The 15,256-nt window shown below is 58.7% G+C and carries 15 protein-coding genes; 3 read left to right on the top strand and 12 right to left on the bottom strand.

Translation table 11 applies throughout. The features are described from left to right. The 3 genes from AACT07_RS17790 to trhA all read right to left on the bottom strand — a co-directional run. A partial coding sequence (locus tag AACT07_RS17790; protein WP_171902782.1) for a retention module-containing protein occupies positions 1-1,404 on the bottom strand: 1,404 nt, incomplete at its 3' end. Between the two features lie 231 nt (positions 1,405-1,635). Then, the gene (locus AACT07_RS17785; RefSeq protein WP_021229463.1) at positions 1,636-3,297 is read right to left on the bottom strand and encodes a putative transporter; all 1,662 of its coding nucleotides are present in this window, start codon (positions 3,295-3,297) and stop codon (positions 1,636-1,638) included. Positions 3,298-3,424: 127 nt separating this feature from the next. After that, positions 3,425-4,060, bottom strand: a complete 636-nt coding sequence (gene trhA, locus AACT07_RS17780; RefSeq protein ID WP_069529240.1) for a PAQR family membrane homeostasis protein TrhA — start codon at positions 4,058-4,060, stop codon at positions 3,425-3,427. Positions 4,061-4,235: 175 nt separating this feature from the next. Between trhA and AACT07_RS17775 the strand changes: the two genes are divergently transcribed. From AACT07_RS17775 to AACT07_RS17765, 3 genes are all read left to right on the top strand, one after another. Then, a complete protein-coding gene (locus tag AACT07_RS17775) occupies positions 4,236-5,759 on the top strand; it encodes an aminotransferase class V-fold PLP-dependent enzyme (RefSeq protein WP_069529238.1) in 1,524 nt (507 codons plus the stop codon). A gap of 90 nt (positions 5,760-5,849) precedes the next feature. Continuing rightward, the gene (locus tag AACT07_RS17770; protein WP_005354349.1) at positions 5,850-6,413 is read left to right on the top strand and encodes a septation protein A; all 564 of its coding nucleotides are present in this window, start codon (positions 5,850-5,852) and stop codon (positions 6,411-6,413) included. Between the two features lie 24 nt (positions 6,414-6,437). Continuing rightward, complete coding sequence (locus AACT07_RS17765) at positions 6,438-6,734, top strand: YciI family protein (protein WP_069529236.1); 297 nt, start codon at positions 6,438-6,440, stop codon at positions 6,732-6,734. Positions 6,735-6,814: 80 nt separating this feature from the next. On the opposite strand, the gene cysQ is transcribed toward AACT07_RS17765, so the two are convergent. The 9 genes from cysQ to AACT07_RS17720 all read right to left on the bottom strand — a co-directional run bounded on the left by cysQ (position 6,815) and on the right by AACT07_RS17720 (position 15,255). Further along, on the bottom strand, positions 6,815-7,582 hold the full coding sequence (gene cysQ / locus AACT07_RS17760; protein WP_139123875.1) for a 3'(2'),5'-bisphosphate nucleotidase CysQ: 768 nt from the start codon (positions 7,580-7,582) through the stop codon (positions 6,815-6,817). 198 nt (positions 7,583-7,780) lie between these two features. Further along, a complete protein-coding gene (gene pdxJ / locus AACT07_RS17755; RefSeq protein WP_005335389.1) occupies positions 7,781-8,518 on the bottom strand; it encodes a pyridoxine 5'-phosphate synthase in 738 nt (245 codons plus the stop codon). Between the two features lie 84 nt (positions 8,519-8,602). Continuing rightward, a complete protein-coding gene (recO, locus tag AACT07_RS17750) occupies positions 8,603-9,313 on the bottom strand; it encodes a DNA repair protein RecO (protein ID WP_005335391.1) in 711 nt (236 codons plus the stop codon). Next, positions 9,314-10,213: a GTPase Era gene (era, locus tag AACT07_RS17745; protein ID WP_005335393.1), complete on the bottom strand. Its 900-nt coding sequence runs from the start codon at positions 10,211-10,213 to the stop codon at positions 9,314-9,316. Continuing rightward, positions 10,210-10,881: a ribonuclease III gene (rnc, locus tag AACT07_RS17740; protein WP_005335394.1), complete on the bottom strand. Its 672-nt coding sequence runs from the start codon at positions 10,879-10,881 to the stop codon at positions 10,210-10,212. The genes era and rnc overlap by 4 nt, the downstream gene beginning before the upstream one ends. Further along, positions 10,882-11,805 carry a signal peptidase I gene (gene lepB / locus AACT07_RS17735; RefSeq protein WP_005335395.1) on the bottom strand — a complete coding sequence of 308 codons (924 nt, stop codon included), beginning with the start codon at positions 11,803-11,805 and terminating at the stop codon, positions 10,882-10,884. Between the two features lie 3 nt (positions 11,806-11,808). Beyond that, positions 11,809-13,602, bottom strand: a complete 1,794-nt coding sequence (gene lepA / locus AACT07_RS17730) for a translation elongation factor 4 (RefSeq protein ID WP_005335396.1) — start codon at positions 13,600-13,602, stop codon at positions 11,809-11,811. A 116-nt stretch (positions 13,603-13,718) separates the two neighbouring features. Continuing rightward, a complete protein-coding gene (locus tag AACT07_RS17725; RefSeq protein ID WP_040068038.1) occupies positions 13,719-14,180 on the bottom strand; it encodes a SoxR reducing system RseC family protein in 462 nt (153 codons plus the stop codon). Positions 14,181-14,274: 94 nt separating this feature from the next. Beyond that, positions 14,275-15,255 (bottom strand): MucB/RseB C-terminal domain-containing protein, encoded by a 981-nt coding sequence (locus AACT07_RS17720; protein WP_005335407.1) that lies wholly within the window; start codon positions 15,253-15,255, stop codon positions 14,275-14,277. Position 15,256: the final 1 nt, after the last annotated feature.

Below are 15,256 nucleotides of genomic sequence, written 5' to 3'. Positions count from 1 at the left end.
AATAATATTGGTATTGGCACTGCTATTCGGGCCAATGGTGGCATTGCCACCACTCACGCCACTGATGCTGATGCTGAAATCTTCGGAACCTTCGTAAAGAACATCATCAATTGTACTTATATTGAAGGTCACACTAGTTTGACCGGCGGGGATAACCACACTGACCACACCGATAAAGTCACTGCCATCAGCGGCTGTGCCTGAATAGCTGAAACTAACGGTAACATCTTCTGTCGCAATCTGATCCAAGCCTACATTAAAGCTTGCTATGCCTCCTTCGCTGACACCAATTTGATTGGCGCTAAGGCTGACTTCAGGGTAAACCACATTACCACTGTCTCGGTCGGTACCTATGTTTCCGGCAGGATCTGTGACGCTGGCATCTGCAGTATAACCGCCTTCAGGTAATGGATTGGTGACAACAACCGTGTAAGAACCATCGTTATTAACTATGGTGGTCAGGGTTTGATTGTCCCCATTGCTGTCGGTGATGAAGATGGTTACTGTGCTGCCTGGGGAGGCGTCTGTAGTTCCTGTGATAGTTGGTGTGTCATCGGTGCTGTTGTCCGGTGCTTCGACGGTGATCACTGGAGCTGTTACATCCACACTCCCTGAATCAGTCGCACTTCCGGAATTACCCGCAGGATCTGTCACTGTGGCGGTAACGGTATAAGAGCCTTCGGCCAAGGGGGTAACCACATCCACGGTGAAGGTGCCAGTGGGTGTGACGATCGCGGTCAGGGTTTGTTGATTACCGTTTGCATCGGTGACCAGCAAGGTTACGGTGCTGCCAACGGGAGCATCCGTTGTTCCGGTCAGGGTCGGAGTGGTGTCATTGGTGTTATCTGGCGCAACAACGGAGATGGTTGGGGGTGTAAGGTCAAATACCTCATCTTCGCCAGCAGCACCAAGCGGCGGCTCACCATTGGCGTTGTAGGTGGTATCGAAGGTGGCCTCAGCGATGGTTTCGGAACCGGTACGGTCGATGGTGACAAAACCGCCGTTGCCACTGGCACCGGCGACACCACCAATACCGCCACCACCGGCAGCAGGCGCACCGCCTGCGGCAGAGGCTTCAAAGGCCTGGGTCGGGTCAGCCCCACCCAAAATGGCCTGTTGCAGAGCACTGATATCATCAGGAGTAACTGCAGCACCGTTTTGCGCCAACTGGGGGGCATCCCCCTCTTCGGCAGGCTCACTCTGTTCGTTGGCCGGTTGCACAGTGAACGACTGTCCGCCCCCCATGAAACTGCCGCCATCCGGCGACATGATCACCGCCCCTTTCGGCAGCACATCACCTTCGGCCAACAGCTTCAGGCTGCCATCTTCGGCAACCAGATAAATTTGTCCTTTAAGTTGGGTTACGGTTACGCCCTGTTCCAAGGTAACGGCATTGGTAATCATGTTCTCTCCTGAATCCTGATTTGAATGCAACAAGCCACATCTTACTGTGCATACACATGGCAAAAATAACCAGCTCGAAAATTCGAAAGGATAGGGAGATTTGAGGCTGAACTGTTCAGCCAGACAGAAGTGTGTAAGACTAGGTTGTGATAATAGCAAAAACCAAAATTATCAATAATTTACAGAATGATGACGAGAGCATGACAAAGCATGCTCCCGTCAAGATTAACCCTATACACCCGCCCAGAGGATGATAGCCAGCAGCTGTGGCGAGATGATCCGCAGGAACATCACCAGCGGGTAGACAGTGGCGTATGAGAGCGCACTGGCGCCACTGGTCGGGTGCATGGCGTTGGCAAAGGCCAGCGCGGGAGGATCAGTCATAGAGCCGGCCAGCAAACCGCATAGGGTGAGGTAGTTCATCTTGCCGTAGAGGCGCGCCAACACACCGACCACCAGCAGCGGGATCAGGGTGATCGCCATGCCGTAGAGCATCCAGGCCGGGCCATCACCGTTGATCAGGGTATCGACAAAGCCGGCACCGGACTTGAAGCCGACCACCGCCAGAAACAGCACGATCCCGATCTCCCGCAGCGCCAGGTTGGCACTAGGGGGCATGAACCAGTAGAGCTTGCCGATGCTGCCGATCCGCGACAGGATCAGCGCCACCACCAGCGGCCCGCCCGCCAGACCCAGCTTGAGGGCGGCCGGGAAACCGGGCAGATAGAAGGGGATGGAGCCGAGCAATACGCCAAGGCCAATCCCGATAAATACCGGCAACATCTGCACCTGCTGCAGTTTTTGCTGCACGTTGCCGACCACATTGGTCACGGCCTCGATGGCATCGAGGCGCCCCACCAGGTTGAGAATATCGCCAAACTGCAGGCTGGTCTGACTGGTCGGCACCAGTTCGATACCGGCACGGTTGAGACGGGAGATAACCACGTCATAGCGCTGTTTGATGTCCAGATCGCGGATCTTCTTGCCAAGAACCTGCTCGTTGGTCACCACTACCCGTTCGACGCGCAGATCGGTGCCGCGGGTCGAGAGCGAGGTCTCCACCTCCTCCCCCAATACCAGCAACACCTTGTGCAGCGCGTGGCGCTCACCCACCAGATGTAACAAGTCACCCAGTTCGATACGGGATTCCGGCCGTGGCACCATCAGCTCGTCGCCACGCTTGAGCCGTGAACAGATGACATCAGACTCGTCGAGACTCGGGATCTCGCTCAGCATCAGGCCGTGCATGTTGGGGTTGCGCACCGCGATGTTGATGGTCTGCAAGCTCTCCTTGGTTTTACCGGTTTGTAGCTCGAACTGGGCGGCTTCATCGTCGATCTTGATGCGAAAGAAGACCCTGACCAGCCACATGGTGAGCAAAATGCCACAGATACCAAACGGATAGGCAACCGCATAGCCCATCCCCATCAAACCGGTAGAACCGGGCGCGGCGCCCAGCTCGGCCAGGATCTGCTGGCCCGCACCGAGAGATGGCGTATTGGTGACGGCACCGGAGAAGACCCCCAGAATGACCGGCAACGGCACATCGAAAAATTGATGCAAGCCAGCGGCCACCACGCAGCCAAGGATGACCAGCAAAGCGGCAAAGGCGTTGAGTTTGAGACCCGAACTGCGCAATGACGAGAAGAAACCCGGCCCAACCTGGATGCCGATGGTATAGACAAACAGGATCAGGCCAAATTCTTGAATAAAGTGAAGCGTTTGTGCATCCAGCGCGAGATCGGAGGCACCTGCAAAGTGACCCACAATGATGCCGCCGAACAGCACCCCCCCTATTCCTAACCCAACGCCATAGACTCGCCAGTTTCCCAGCCAGAGTCCTAGCACTGCCACCAGCGACAACATGCTGATGGAAAGCGCGATTTCACTCATTTCGTGCATCCTTTGCGAATTGAACTGGCCCTAGCTTGTCAGCAAACGCTGATGCCAACTGTGTGATACCGCACGAATTTATCCTTTTACGCGCTAAAAATACCAATTAAGGGCTAGTTGCAAGACGTTAGGCGACGTAGCCGTAAATGGCCATAAAGTGACAAACGCTGCCACCCAGCACAAAGAGATGCCAGATGGCATGGTTATAGGGAATCCGCTTGGCCACATAGAAGATGACCCCGAAGCTGTAGATAAGGCCGCCAAGCCCGAGCAGCAGCAGCCCCTCACCGGCCAGATGGATATAGAGCTGGTAGATGACCACCAGCGACAGCCAGCCCAGCATCAGGTAGGTAAAGAGCGACAACTTCTTGAAGCGATTGATAAACACCAGTTTGAACACCACGCCAGCCAGCGCCAGGGCCCAGATCACCACCATCAAGCCCTTCGCCAGCGGCGTGTCGAGTGCCACCAGCAGGAAGGGGGTATAGGTGCCGGCAATCAGCAGATAGATGGCGCAGTGATCAAACACCTTGCACCAGCGTCTGGCCCGCCCTGACCCCATGCTGTGATAGAGGGTCGAGGCGAGATAGAGCAGCACCAGACTGCCGCCATAAAGGCTGTAACTCACCAGCGCCTGCGTGCCCAGCCCCCATCCTTTGATGAGCAACAGCACCAACCCGACAATCCCCAGCAACAATCCCGCACCGTGGCTCAGCCGGTTTGCCAGCTCCTCCCGGGGGGAGTAATCCATCACACCACTCATAACATCGACTCCACAATAACTGTGGCTCACTCTACCCAGCGCCATTTCAGAGTACAAGTGTTCGCTTAAAAAATGGGGTGGCTGTCACCCGCCCCCCTTTGGTGTATGCTCTGCCGCCGATGCCCGAGACAAGCGGCATAGACACCTAACCCAGTGACCTGGTTTGGAGAACCTGATGAAGTTGACTGAGTTGTTTGTACAAGCGGATCCCGCCTTTGGCGAGGCGATGAACACCTTGCTGGAGAGCTTCCACCACTCCGACGACAGTCAGGCCCCCTATCAGCGCGACCTGTTCACCCACCAGCTCGATCAATCCCGCATGCCTGCAGTCGGCCACTCTATCGAGGAGTATCTGGCACGGCTGGCTACTCTGGTGCCCGGCGCCTCGCACCTCACCTCGCCACGCTACATGGGCCATATGACGGCGCCCCTGCCAACCTATACCGCCGAGCTGTCGCGCCTGCTGGTGATGCTGAACCAGAATCCGATGAAGATGGAGTCCTCCCGCCTGCTCAGCTTTCTGGAGCGAGAGGTGCTGGCCAAGCTGCACCGCCTCATCTATGGCCGGGACGATGCCTTCTACGGAGAACAGATGCATGCCAAGGATGCCGCCCTCGGTGTCATGACCAGCGGCGGCACCATCGCCAACGTCACGGCACTGTGGCTGGCCCGCAACCGCGCCTGCGGCGACAACCTGTTCGCCCTCTATGAGCAGGGCTATCGGGGCGCCGTCATTCTGGGTTCCCGGCTGATGCACTACTCCTTCGACAAAGGGATGGATCTGCTGGGGCTGGGCGCTCGCAGCGTCTGGCGCCTTGAGACTGACGAGCAGAACCGGCTCAGTCTGGCTGCGCTGGAGCAGGCACTGATCCAGTGCAAGGAACTGAAACTCAAGGTGCTGGCGCTGGTCGGCGTGGCGGGCAGTACTGACTTTGGCTCCATCGATCCGCTACCAGAACTGGCGGCCATCGCCGAGCGCGAGCAGATCCACTTCCACGTGGATGCCGCCTGGGGTGGCCCGACCCTCTTCTCCCCCCGCTATCAAAACCTGTTGGCCGGGATCGAGCGCGCAGATACCGTCACTCTGGATGGCCACAAACAGCTGCTGGTGCCGCTTGGTACCGGCATGCTGCTCTGCCGCCAGCCCGACCTGATGATGGCGGTCAAGCGGGAGGCGCCCTATGCCATTCGCGCCACCTCGTTCGATCAGGGCCGCTTTACCCTGGAGGGCACCCGCCCGGCCAATGCCCTCTATCTGGATGCCGCCTTCCAGCTCTTCGGCCAGCAAGGCTATGCCGAGCTTATCGAAGCCAACTACGACCGAGCCAGATTGATGGCAGATCTCATCGAAAGCGACCCCGCCTTCGAGTTGATGTCGGCGCCGGTGATGAACCTGCTCTCCTACCGCTGCATCCCGCCCCACCTGCAGGGCAAGGTGCTGGATGAGACGGCCAATGCGCAGATCAACGACTTCAACGTGGCACTGCAAAAAGCCCAGCGGGCCGAGGGGCACAGCTTTGTCTCACGTACCCAGCGGGCGGTGGTGCGCTACGGCGCACAGCCTCTCACCTTGCTGCGCGCCGTGCTGCTCAACCCTCTGATTGAAGAGCGCCATATCCGCGACCTGCTGGCCGATCAGCAACGACTGGGGATCTCCATTGCACGCCAACTGTTTGGCGACAGCGCGGAACCAGCGTAAAAATGAGCGGTCTTATTCATTTGCCGTTGTCTGCTGTACAGGTAGACTGGGCGAAATTTGCAGGCCATCTTTGAGGACTAGGCGCCAGACATGAAGCAATTTATTGAATTTATTCCACTTATCGTTTTCTTCGCGGTCTACAAGTTCTACGACATCTACATGGCTACCGGCGCACTGGTAGTGGTCACCGGTCTGCAGCTCGCCTATAGCTGGATCCGCTATCGCAAAGTCGAGAAGATGCAGCTCTTTACCTTCCTGCTGGTTGGCTTCTTCGGCGGCCTCACCGTCTTCTTCCACGATGACACCTTCATCAAGTGGAAAGTGACTGTCATCAACGTACTGTTTGCACTGGGTCTGCTCATCAGCCGCTACGGCTTTGGCAAGAACCTGATCAAACAGATGCTGGCCAAGGAGCTGCAAGCGCCCGATGCAGTCTGGGACAAGGTCAATCTCGGCTGGGTCGGCTTCTTTACCGTCTGTGGCCTGCTCAACCTCTATGTGGCGTTCAACCTGCCGCAGGAGATGTGGGTCAACTTCAAGGTGTTCGGTCTGCTGGGGATGACGCTGGTCTTTACCCTGCTGAGCGGCGTCTATCTCTACCGCCACATCCCTGCCGAGCAGTTGTCCCAGCAAAAAGACGAACCAAAAAAATAACCCTCATCAGAAAAGGATTGTCTCATGTGGTATCTCATCTACTCCGAAGATGTCCCCGATAGCCTGCCACTGCGCAAGCAAGTTCGCCCTGCCCATCTGGCTCGCCTGCAAGCCCTGCAGGATGAAGGTCGCCTGCTGACCGCCGGTCCCAACCCGGCTATCGATGCCGAGGATCCGGCTGATGCAGGCTTTACCGGCAGCACCGTCATCGGCGAGTTTGCCTCGCTGGCTGACGCCCAAACCTGGGCCGATGCCGATCCCTATGTGGCAGCTGGCGTCTATGCCAAAGTGACCATCAAGCCGTTCAAAAAGGTCTTCTGACCGCAAAGCGAATAGCGAAATAAAAAAGGCCGGACTGGAAGTTCATTCCAGTCCGGCCTTTTTGCATCCCGATATCTCGTTTATGCTTTGGCGACAAACCAGGGGTTGAGAATATCGGACTTGTTGTAGACAAGGGACGAGCCATCGAGTTGGGTGACGCTGCCACCGGCCCCCTCCAGCACCGCCTGCGCAGCGCCGGTATCCCACTCGCAGGTGGGGGCGAGGCGCGGATAGAGCTCGGCGCCCCCCTCGGCAATGATGCAGAACTTGAGGGAGCTGCCCATCGAGACCAGCTCGATCTCGCCAAAAGGAGCCAAGAAATCGAGGGTCTCCTGCGACAGGTGGTTGCGACTGCCCACCACTCGCCACGCCTCGCCTTCACGATGAGGCCGGGTCTGGATAGGCTCGCGCTTGCCATCGGCGATGCGCCAGGCACCGAGCCCCTTTCCGCCATACCAGAGCTTGTCCAGCACAGGGGCATAGACCAGCCCCCAGCGCGGCGCCCCCCCTTCAATCAGTGCGATATTGACGGTGAACTCGCCGTTGCGGGAGACAAACTCCTTGGTACCGTCGAGGGGATCCACCAGCCAGTAGCGGGACCAGCCGTGGCGTGCAGCCATCACCTCGGGCCCTGACTCCTCCGACAATACGGGAATATCCGGAGTCAGCCGCGCCAACCCCTGAACGATCACCTCATGAGCACCCTTGTCGGCCGCGGTCAGGGGACTCTCGTCGCTCTTGTACTCCACCGCGAAGGGCTGGCTGTAGATGGCCATGATGGCCGCCCCCGCCGCGCGGGCGACAGGTTCAAGTTCGGTGATATCGGGGTGGTACAAGGGATGATCCATAACAATCTCGCCCAGCTCATAGGGGCAACCAGTATAACCCTTTTAACCTCAACTGGTTATAGCCGATTGTGCTGGGTTATTACAGTTCGATGGCCGCCAGCCCATCACCCTCGCTTGAACAGGGCCTGAAATAACAAGGGACGCCATGGCGTCCCTTGTTATTTTTGGCAGCCTGTCTCAGGCCGCCGGTCTGGTGAGTCAGATCCCCTGACGGGCTTCCTGCATCAGCAGGCGCATATCGCTCACGGCCTTGGCCAAGCCGTCGAAGGCGGCGCGACCAATAATGGCGTGGCCGATGTTGAGCTCATAGAGCTCGGGGATGGCGGCGATGGCCTTGACGTTGTGGTAGTGCAGGCCGTGACCGGCATTGACCTTCAAGCCCTTGCCAGCGGCATAGGAGGCGCCGGCGGCGATACGCTTGAACTCGGCGTTGCGTTCGGCATCTGTGGTGGCATCGGCGTAACGGCCGGTGTGGATCTCGATAAAGGGGGCGCCACTCTCGGCAGCCGCATCGATCTGGATGGGATCGGCGTCGATAAAGAGGGATACCTGCGCCCCCACCGCGGAGAGGCGGGCAACGGCATCAGTCACCTTGTCCAACTGGCCGGCCACGTCCAGACCGCCCTCGGTGGTCACCTCGGTGCGCTTCTCCGGCACCAGACAGACGAAGTGGGGCTTGATACGGCAGGCGATACCGATCATCTCTTCGGTCACCGCCATCTCCAGGTTCATTCTGGTCTGGATAGTCTGGCGCAGGATCTCCACGTCGCGGTCAGTGATGTGGCGGCGATCTTCACGCAGATGCACGGTAATGCCATCGGCCCCGGCCTGCTCAGCCACGAAGGCGGCCTGTACCGGATCCGGATACTGGGTGCCCCGGGCGTTGCGCAGAGTCGCGATATGGTCGATGTTCACACCCAGATAGATTTCACTCATTGAGAACTCCTTGAAAGGCTTCATCTGTTGACTGCGCGGTCAGCGAATCACACCGCGCCAATATCCGTATGTCTGTAATCTGTGTCAGCCTTGCATACTGGCTTTGCGTTTTAAAAACAGCTCCCGGCTCTTTAGCTGGCGCTTGCCCAGATAGGGTTGCAGTGCCAATCGGCTGAAACGTTTGGCCGCCTGCAGCAAGGGAGGGGTATCGAAACGTCCCTCGGCAAAGGCGAGCAGGTGGGCACCGAGAAACAGGGTACGGGGATCCGGCGCCCGCTCGCAAGCAACAAAGCCCAATTCACGCTCGAAGCCATAGAGCAGGGTCGGCTCGATGGGGGACTCGTCGTCCGCCGTGTATTCGAAATCCACCGCATAGCCGAGCGCCTGCAACAGCAGGAACTCGAAGCGACGCAGCGGCAGCTCCGGCGTCTCGCCATCGGCCAGCGCCATGATGGCACGGGCATAGGCATCGAACACTTCGGGGAACGGGGTGTGCGCTTCCAGCAGGTAGTAGACCAGCTCGTTGAGATAGAGGCCGTAGAAGAGACGATCGCCGCCGAGACGCAGGGAGTGATCCGGGCATTCGACCTGGGTGAGGTTCTTGAGATCCCCCTTGCCGCGCCAGGCGATGGTGAGCAGGGTAAAAGGTTGCAGCAGCCCCTTGAGAGGGGAGCGTGGCCCGCGAGAACCGCGAGCCACCAGAGTAAATCGGCCACTATCCTGGGTGAAGACCTCGACCAGCTGGCTGGTCTCCCGATAGGGCCGACTGTGGATGACGAAAGCCGGGGTCAGCAATCAGTCGTCGCCATACCCGAGGCTGCGCAGGGCGCGCTCATCGTCAGCCCAACCGGATTTGACCTTGACCCACAGCTCCAGGTGCACCTTGTTCTGGAACAGACGTTCCATATCGAGGCGCGCTTCGGTGCCGATGGTCTTGATCTTCTCGCCCTTGTTGCCGATGACCATCTTCTTCTGGCCATCACGCTCGACCAGAATGAGGCCGTGGATGTGGTAGAGGCCGTTCTCTTCCACCTTGAAGCGTTCGATCTCCACCGTCACCGAGTAGGGCAGCTCCTCGCCGGTGAAGCGCATCAGTTTCTCGCGGATGATTTCGGAGGCCATAAAGCGGGAGGAGCGGTCGGTCACGTAATCTTCCGGGAAGAAGTGGACGTTTTCCGGCAGCAGATCCTTGGCCCACTCGCGGATCTTCTCCACGTTGGTGCCTTTTTCGGCACTGATGGGCAGAATATGGGCGAAGTTCATCTGTTGGCCCAGCCACTCGAGGTGGGGCAGCAGATCTTCTTTCTCTTTGACGTTGTCGATCTTGTTGACCGCCAGTACCACAGGGCACTTGAGATTGCGCAGCTTGCCCAGCACCATCTCGTCGTCTTTGGTCCAGTGGGTACCGTCGACCATGAACACCACCATGGCCACATCCCCCAGCGAACTGGTGGCGGCACGGTTCATCAGGCGGTTGATGGCCCGTTTCTCTTCAATGTGCAGACCCGGGGTGTCGACATAGATGGTCTGGTAGTTATCCTCGGTGTCGATCCCCAAAATCCGGTGACGGGTGGTCTGGGGCTTCTTCGAGGTGATGCTGACCTTCTGGCCAAGCAGCTTGTTGAGCAGGGTGGACTTGCCCACGTTGGGGCGGCCCACGATGGCGACAAAGCCGCAATAGGTAGTATCTGTCATGACAGTTTTTCCAATGCTTGCTGCGCAGCGGCCTGTTCGGCCTTGCGACGGCTGGTGCCGACCCCGACGAGGGGACCATCCAGACCTTCCACGTCACACTGGACGGTGAACTCCTGGTTGTGGGCCTCGCCCTTGACGTTGGTCACGGTGTAGGTCGGCAGGGATTTGCGGCTTCCCTGCAAAATTTCTTGCAGACGGGTCTTGGGATCTTTCTGCTCGATGCCCGGCTTGATCTCTTCCAGGCGGCTGGCATACCAGCTCAGCAGCAGTGTCCGCACCGTCTCAAGATTGGTATCCAGATAGACGGCACCGATCACCGCCTCGACCGTATCGGCCAGAATGGATTCGCGGCGAAAACCGCCGCTCTTGAGTTCGCCGGGACCGAGGATCAAGTGATCCCCGAGGTCGAACTCCCGGCCCAGTTCGGCCAGGGTCTTCTCGCGCACCAGGGTGGCGCGCATCCGGCTGAGATCCCCTTCCGCCGCTTGCGGGAAGCGGTGGAACAGATCGTCGGCAATCACCAGACTCAAAATAGAATCACCCAGAAATTCCAGTCGTTCATTGTGACGGGAGCCGGCGCTGCGGTGAGTCAGCGCCCGGGTCAGTAGTTCCAGATCCGCAAAGACATGCCCGAGACGGGACTGCAGTCTGTTCATCTTGATATTCATTTACTTGATTCCGCCAATGCGGTTGAAGCGCACACCTGTCGGTACCCAACTTGGCAGCAGGGAGCCTTCTTCGCGCTCGAATTCAAAACTTATCCAGATAGCGACCGCCTTGCCGACCAGATTCTGCTCGGGCACAAAGCCCCAGAAGCGGCTGTCGGTGCTGTTGTCGCGGTTGTCGCCCATCACGAAATACTGGCCTTCCGGTACCACCCACTCGTCGGGGTAGGTGCCGGGCTGGCGATAGTAACGGCCAACCATGTCGGGCATCAGCGGATTGCGCAGGGTCTCGTGGGAAACATCACCCAACTGCTCGGTATAGCGGTCAAGGGGGATCCCCATCTGGGTAAATTCGCCTCTTTGTTCAAACTTGACGTCGAGCTTCTTGAAGCCCGGACACGTTTTCCCTTCCTGCTCTTCGCACTTGGGCCGGATCATCAGCTCCTTGTTGCGATAGATGACCCGATCACCCGGCATGCCGACCACCCGCTTGATGTAGTCAACGCGCGGTTCAAGGGGATACTTGAACACCACCACGTCGCCACGCTTGGGCTCGCCAGTCTCGAGGAACTTGGTGTTGGTCACCGGATCCCGCAGACCATAGGCAAATTTTTCCACCAGGATGAAGTCGCCCACCAGCAGGGTGGGCATCATGGAACCTGACGGGATCTGGAACGGTTCAAAAATGAACGAACGCAGGATCAGCACAAAGGTGATGACCGGGAAGACCCCGGCGGTCTGCTCAATCCAGACCGGCACGGGGGCGACCTTGGCCAGGGTCTTCTCATCCAGGTGGGCACCGCCATGGGCACGAGCCACGGCAATCTTGGCGGCGCGCTGCTTGGACCAAATCATCTTGTCCAGACACCAGATAACACCGGTGATCGCGCAGACCACCACCAGGATCAGGGAAAACGTGCTTGCCATCTATTAATCCTTTCCGACGTGGAGAATCGCGAGGAAGGCTTCCTGCGGCACGTCGACACGGCCGAGGGACTTCATCCGCTTCTTACCTTCTTTCTGCTTGTTCAGCAGTTTCTTCTTACGACTCACGTCACCACCGTAGCACTTGGCGGTTACGTCTTTACGCAAAGCCTTGACGGTGCTGCGTGCGATGATCTGGTTGCCGATGGCCGCCTGAATGGCGATATCGAACATCTGGCGCGGGATCAGCTCGCGCATCTTCTCCACCACCTGACGACCGCGATACTGGGCGTTATCCTTGTGGGTGATGATAGCCAGGGCATCGACGCGCTCACCGTTGATCATGATATCCAGACGGACCATGTCGGAGGTTTCGAAACGCTTGAAGCCGTAGTCCAGCGAGGCGTAACCGCGACTGGTGGATTTCAGACGGTCGAAGAAGTCGAGCACCACTTCCGCCATCGGGATTTCATAGGTCAGTGCCACCTGCTTGCCGTGGTAGACCATGTTGGTCTGTACGCCACGCTTCTCGATACAGAGGGTGATCACGTTGCCCATGTACTCCTGCGGCAGCAGGATATGACACTCGGCGATCGGCTCGCGCATCTCCTTGATGCTGGTGATGGCGGGCATCTGGGCCGGGCTGTCGATGTGGATGGTAGAACCGTCGGTCAGCTCGATCTCGTACACTACGGTCGGCGCCGTGGTGATCAGATCCAGATCGTATTCACGCTCCAGACGCTCCTGAATGATCTCCATGTGCAACATGCCGAGGAAGCCACAGCGGAAGCCGAAGCCCAGCGCAGTGGAGCTCTCTGGTTCGAAGAACAGGGAGGCATCGTTCAGGGAGAGCTTGTCAAGGGCGTCACGGAACGACTCGTAGTCATCGCTGGAGATAGGGAACAGACCCGCATAAACCTGCGGCTTCACCTTCTTGAAGCCAGCCAGCGCCTTGTCGGCACCGTTCTTGGCCTGAGTCAGGGTATCGCCCACCGGCGCGCCGTGGATGTCCTTGATACCGCAGACAACCCAACCTACCTCGCCGCAACCCAGACCCTGGGTATCCACCTGCTTGGGCGTGAAGATACCAATACGATCGACACCCCACACCTGACCGGTGCTCATCACCTTGATCTTGTCGTTCTTCTTCAGGGAACCGTTCTTGATCCGCACCAAAGAGACAACCCCCAGATAGGAGTCGAACCAGGAGTCGATGATCAGCGCCTGCAGCGGGGCATCCGGGTCACCTTCCGGTGCCGGGATCTTGGCGACGATCTCTTCCAGCACCAGATCAACACCCAGACCGGTCTTGGCGGAGCAGCGCACCGCATCGACCGCGTCGATACCGACGATGTCTTCGATCTCCTCGGCAACCCGCTCGGGTTCTGCGGCCGGCAGGTCAATCTTGTTCAGCACCGGCACCACTTCCAAATCCATTTCCATGGCGGTGTAGCAGTTGGCCAGAGTCTGTGCCTCAACCCCCTGGCCGGCATCCACCACCAGCAGCGCCCCTTCACAGGCCGCCAAAGAGCGGGAGACCTCGTAGGAGAAATCCACGTGGCCCGGGGTGTCGATAAAGTTCAGCTGGTAGGTGTTACCGTCTTGTGCCTGGTAGTTCAGGGTCACACTCTGTGCTTTGATGGTAATGCCGCGCTCGCGCTCCAGATCCATGGAGTCAAGCACCTGAGCCTGCATCTCGCGGTCGGACAAGCCACCGCAAGTCTGGATCAGACGGTCCGACAGGGTCGATTTACCGTGGTCGATGTGCGCAATAATCGAAAAGTTACGAATGTGTTTCATCGAGCAAGAGTCACTCAAAATTAGTTAAGGTCAGTTATGGAGGCGCGATTTTACTGGATAACCCGGCTGACGGCCATTCTTTAGTCGCCAGCGCCAGTGAAATAGCGCCTGTTCAGTCAGGGGAGGATGCGGACAGGGACAACAACGCCGAGCATCTGCGGGCCGTAACGCCCCTGATCCAGGCGATTGGAAAAGTAACGAACCAGTAAAAAGCCCAGCACGCCCCCCAGCAGGCAGCAGAGAATGGTAATTCCCTCCCCGCCCGAGAGCAGCGGCGCCAGCCAGAGCTGTCCCAGCAAGGCGCCGGCCAACAGACAAAACAGCGGCAACACGTAGACCAGCGCCGCCCCGCGCAGCAGACTCTCCTGCGGGATACCGAGCCTCACTTGCTGGCCAACCCGCACCTCGGCGGTCAGCCTGACCCGCAAGCGGGGAGCTTTCAGGGGAAATGCCTTGGCCACGGTGCCGGTACCGCAGTTGGATTGCTGCTGACAACCACTGCAGGCGGAGCGCCGCTCGCACTCCACCCAGGCATGGTCACCCTCAATGGCCACCACGGTCGCCAGCTCTTCACTCATCTCATTCACGGCAGCACCTCGGGTTCACACAATCAGGGGATCTGACCACGACTCGCCACGCTCGGCAAGCGGGGAAGAACCCCGCAGCCCCCCGTTACTGCACCGCTTCGTTGCGGGCCAGCGGCTGGACCGACTCGGCGATGCGCTTGGCGGTTTCGGCAGGCACCTCGCCGACCACGGTGATCTCGACCCCCACCTCGTTGACATAGCTCACCAGCGAGGTCGCTCCCTGGCGGATCAGCTGCTGGCGCACCGCCTGCTTGGGATCGACCCGGGAGACGTAGACCGAGAGATCCACCAGCCCGTCGGAGAGCATCATGTAATCCACCGGCATACTGGTGGTCACCAGCTGGTGCCGGTCTTGCGACAGCACCTTGAAGCCATCGGGCAACCAGGTGATCTGCCAGTTCAACTGCTGTTGCGGCGCCGGATAAGCATCCTCCAGCGCCAGCGCCGGAGGCTGCTTGCTGTTGGCCAGCTTCACCAGCCAGGGGGCCGGTTTGCTCTGCAGATCCAGCTCGACACCGAGCACCTGCTCCACCAGATTGCCTTCCCGCTCGACCATGTCGATCCGCAGCAGCAAGTGGCTCTGCTCATCAATCCAGAGCACGAAACCATATTTGTCGGCCTCTTTAGGCACCAGCCTCACCACCTGCGCCACCACACCGGCGACGCGGCTGCGACCGGCCAGCACAGGATCATAGCTCTCCAGCACCTGCGCCAGCGGCATCTTCACCAGGGTCGACCAGATGCCGGGGAAGCGGGCATCCTTCAGGGTGTAGGGATCGTGGCTGTTTTCAAAGAAGGTGTATTCATTCTGGCGCTGGAGATACTCGATCGCCTTGCCGTCGAGGTAACTGAGGTGGGCAACTTCCTTGCCGTTGATGACGGCATGGCTGATCCGGATCGGTTCAAGACGCCCCTGACGGGCCTTGACCATGGACAACTCGAAATTCTGTTGCTGCACGGCACTCTGCATCTGCTGCAACAAGGCCTCGGCCGACTTATCGTCGGCCGAGGCCTTGGCACTGATCAGCAGGAGAGAGGCCAGCAAAATACGGCTGGACTGGCGCACG

This window comes from Aeromonas sp. ANP5, assembly GCF_963870295.1.
GTDB classification, from domain to species: Bacteria; Pseudomonadota; Gammaproteobacteria; order Enterobacterales; family Aeromonadaceae; genus Aeromonas; species Aeromonas veronii.
This window is presented reverse-complemented; position numbering and strand designations above follow the sequence as displayed.

What these genes read in the sequence shown, in the direction of transcription:
- AACT07_RS17770 (WP_005354349.1), top strand. Translation starts at nt 5,850, where the DNA reads ATGAAGCAATTTATTGAATTTATTCCACTTATCGTTTTCTTCGCGGTC.
- AACT07_RS17775 (WP_069529238.1), top strand. Translation starts at nt 4,236, where the DNA reads ATGAAGTTGACTGAGTTGTTTGTACAAGCGGATCCCGCCTTTGGCGAG.
- lepB (WP_005335395.1), bottom strand. Translation starts at nt 11,805, where the DNA reads ATGGCAAGCACGTTTTCCCTGATCCTGGTGGTGGTCTGCGCGATCACC.
- lepA (WP_005335396.1), bottom strand. Translation starts at nt 13,602, where the DNA reads ATGAAACACATTCGTAACTTTTCGATTATTGCGCACATCGACCACGGT.
- trhA (WP_069529240.1), bottom strand. Translation starts at nt 4,060, where the DNA reads ATGAGTGGTGTGATGGATTACTCCCCCCGGGAGGAGCTGGCAAACCGG.
- pdxJ (WP_005335389.1), bottom strand. Translation starts at nt 8,518, where the DNA reads ATGAGTGAAATCTATCTGGGTGTGAACATCGACCATATCGCGACTCTG.
- AACT07_RS17765 (WP_069529236.1), top strand. Translation starts at nt 6,438, where the DNA reads ATGTGGTATCTCATCTACTCCGAAGATGTCCCCGATAGCCTGCCACTG.
- AACT07_RS17785 (WP_021229463.1), bottom strand. Translation starts at nt 3,297, where the DNA reads ATGAGTGAAATCGCGCTTTCCATCAGCATGTTGTCGCTGGTGGCAGTG.
- era (WP_005335393.1), bottom strand. Translation starts at nt 10,213, where the DNA reads ATGACAGATACTACCTATTGCGGCTTTGTCGCCATCGTGGGCCGCCCC.
- rnc (WP_005335394.1), bottom strand. Translation starts at nt 10,881, where the DNA reads ATGAATATCAAGATGAACAGACTGCAGTCCCGTCTCGGGCATGTCTTT.
- cysQ (WP_139123875.1), bottom strand. Translation starts at nt 7,582, where the DNA reads ATGGATCATCCCTTGTACCACCCCGATATCACCGAACTTGAACCTGTC.
- AACT07_RS17725 (WP_040068038.1), bottom strand. Translation starts at nt 14,180, where the DNA reads ATGAGTGAAGAGCTGGCGACCGTGGTGGCCATTGAGGGTGACCATGCC.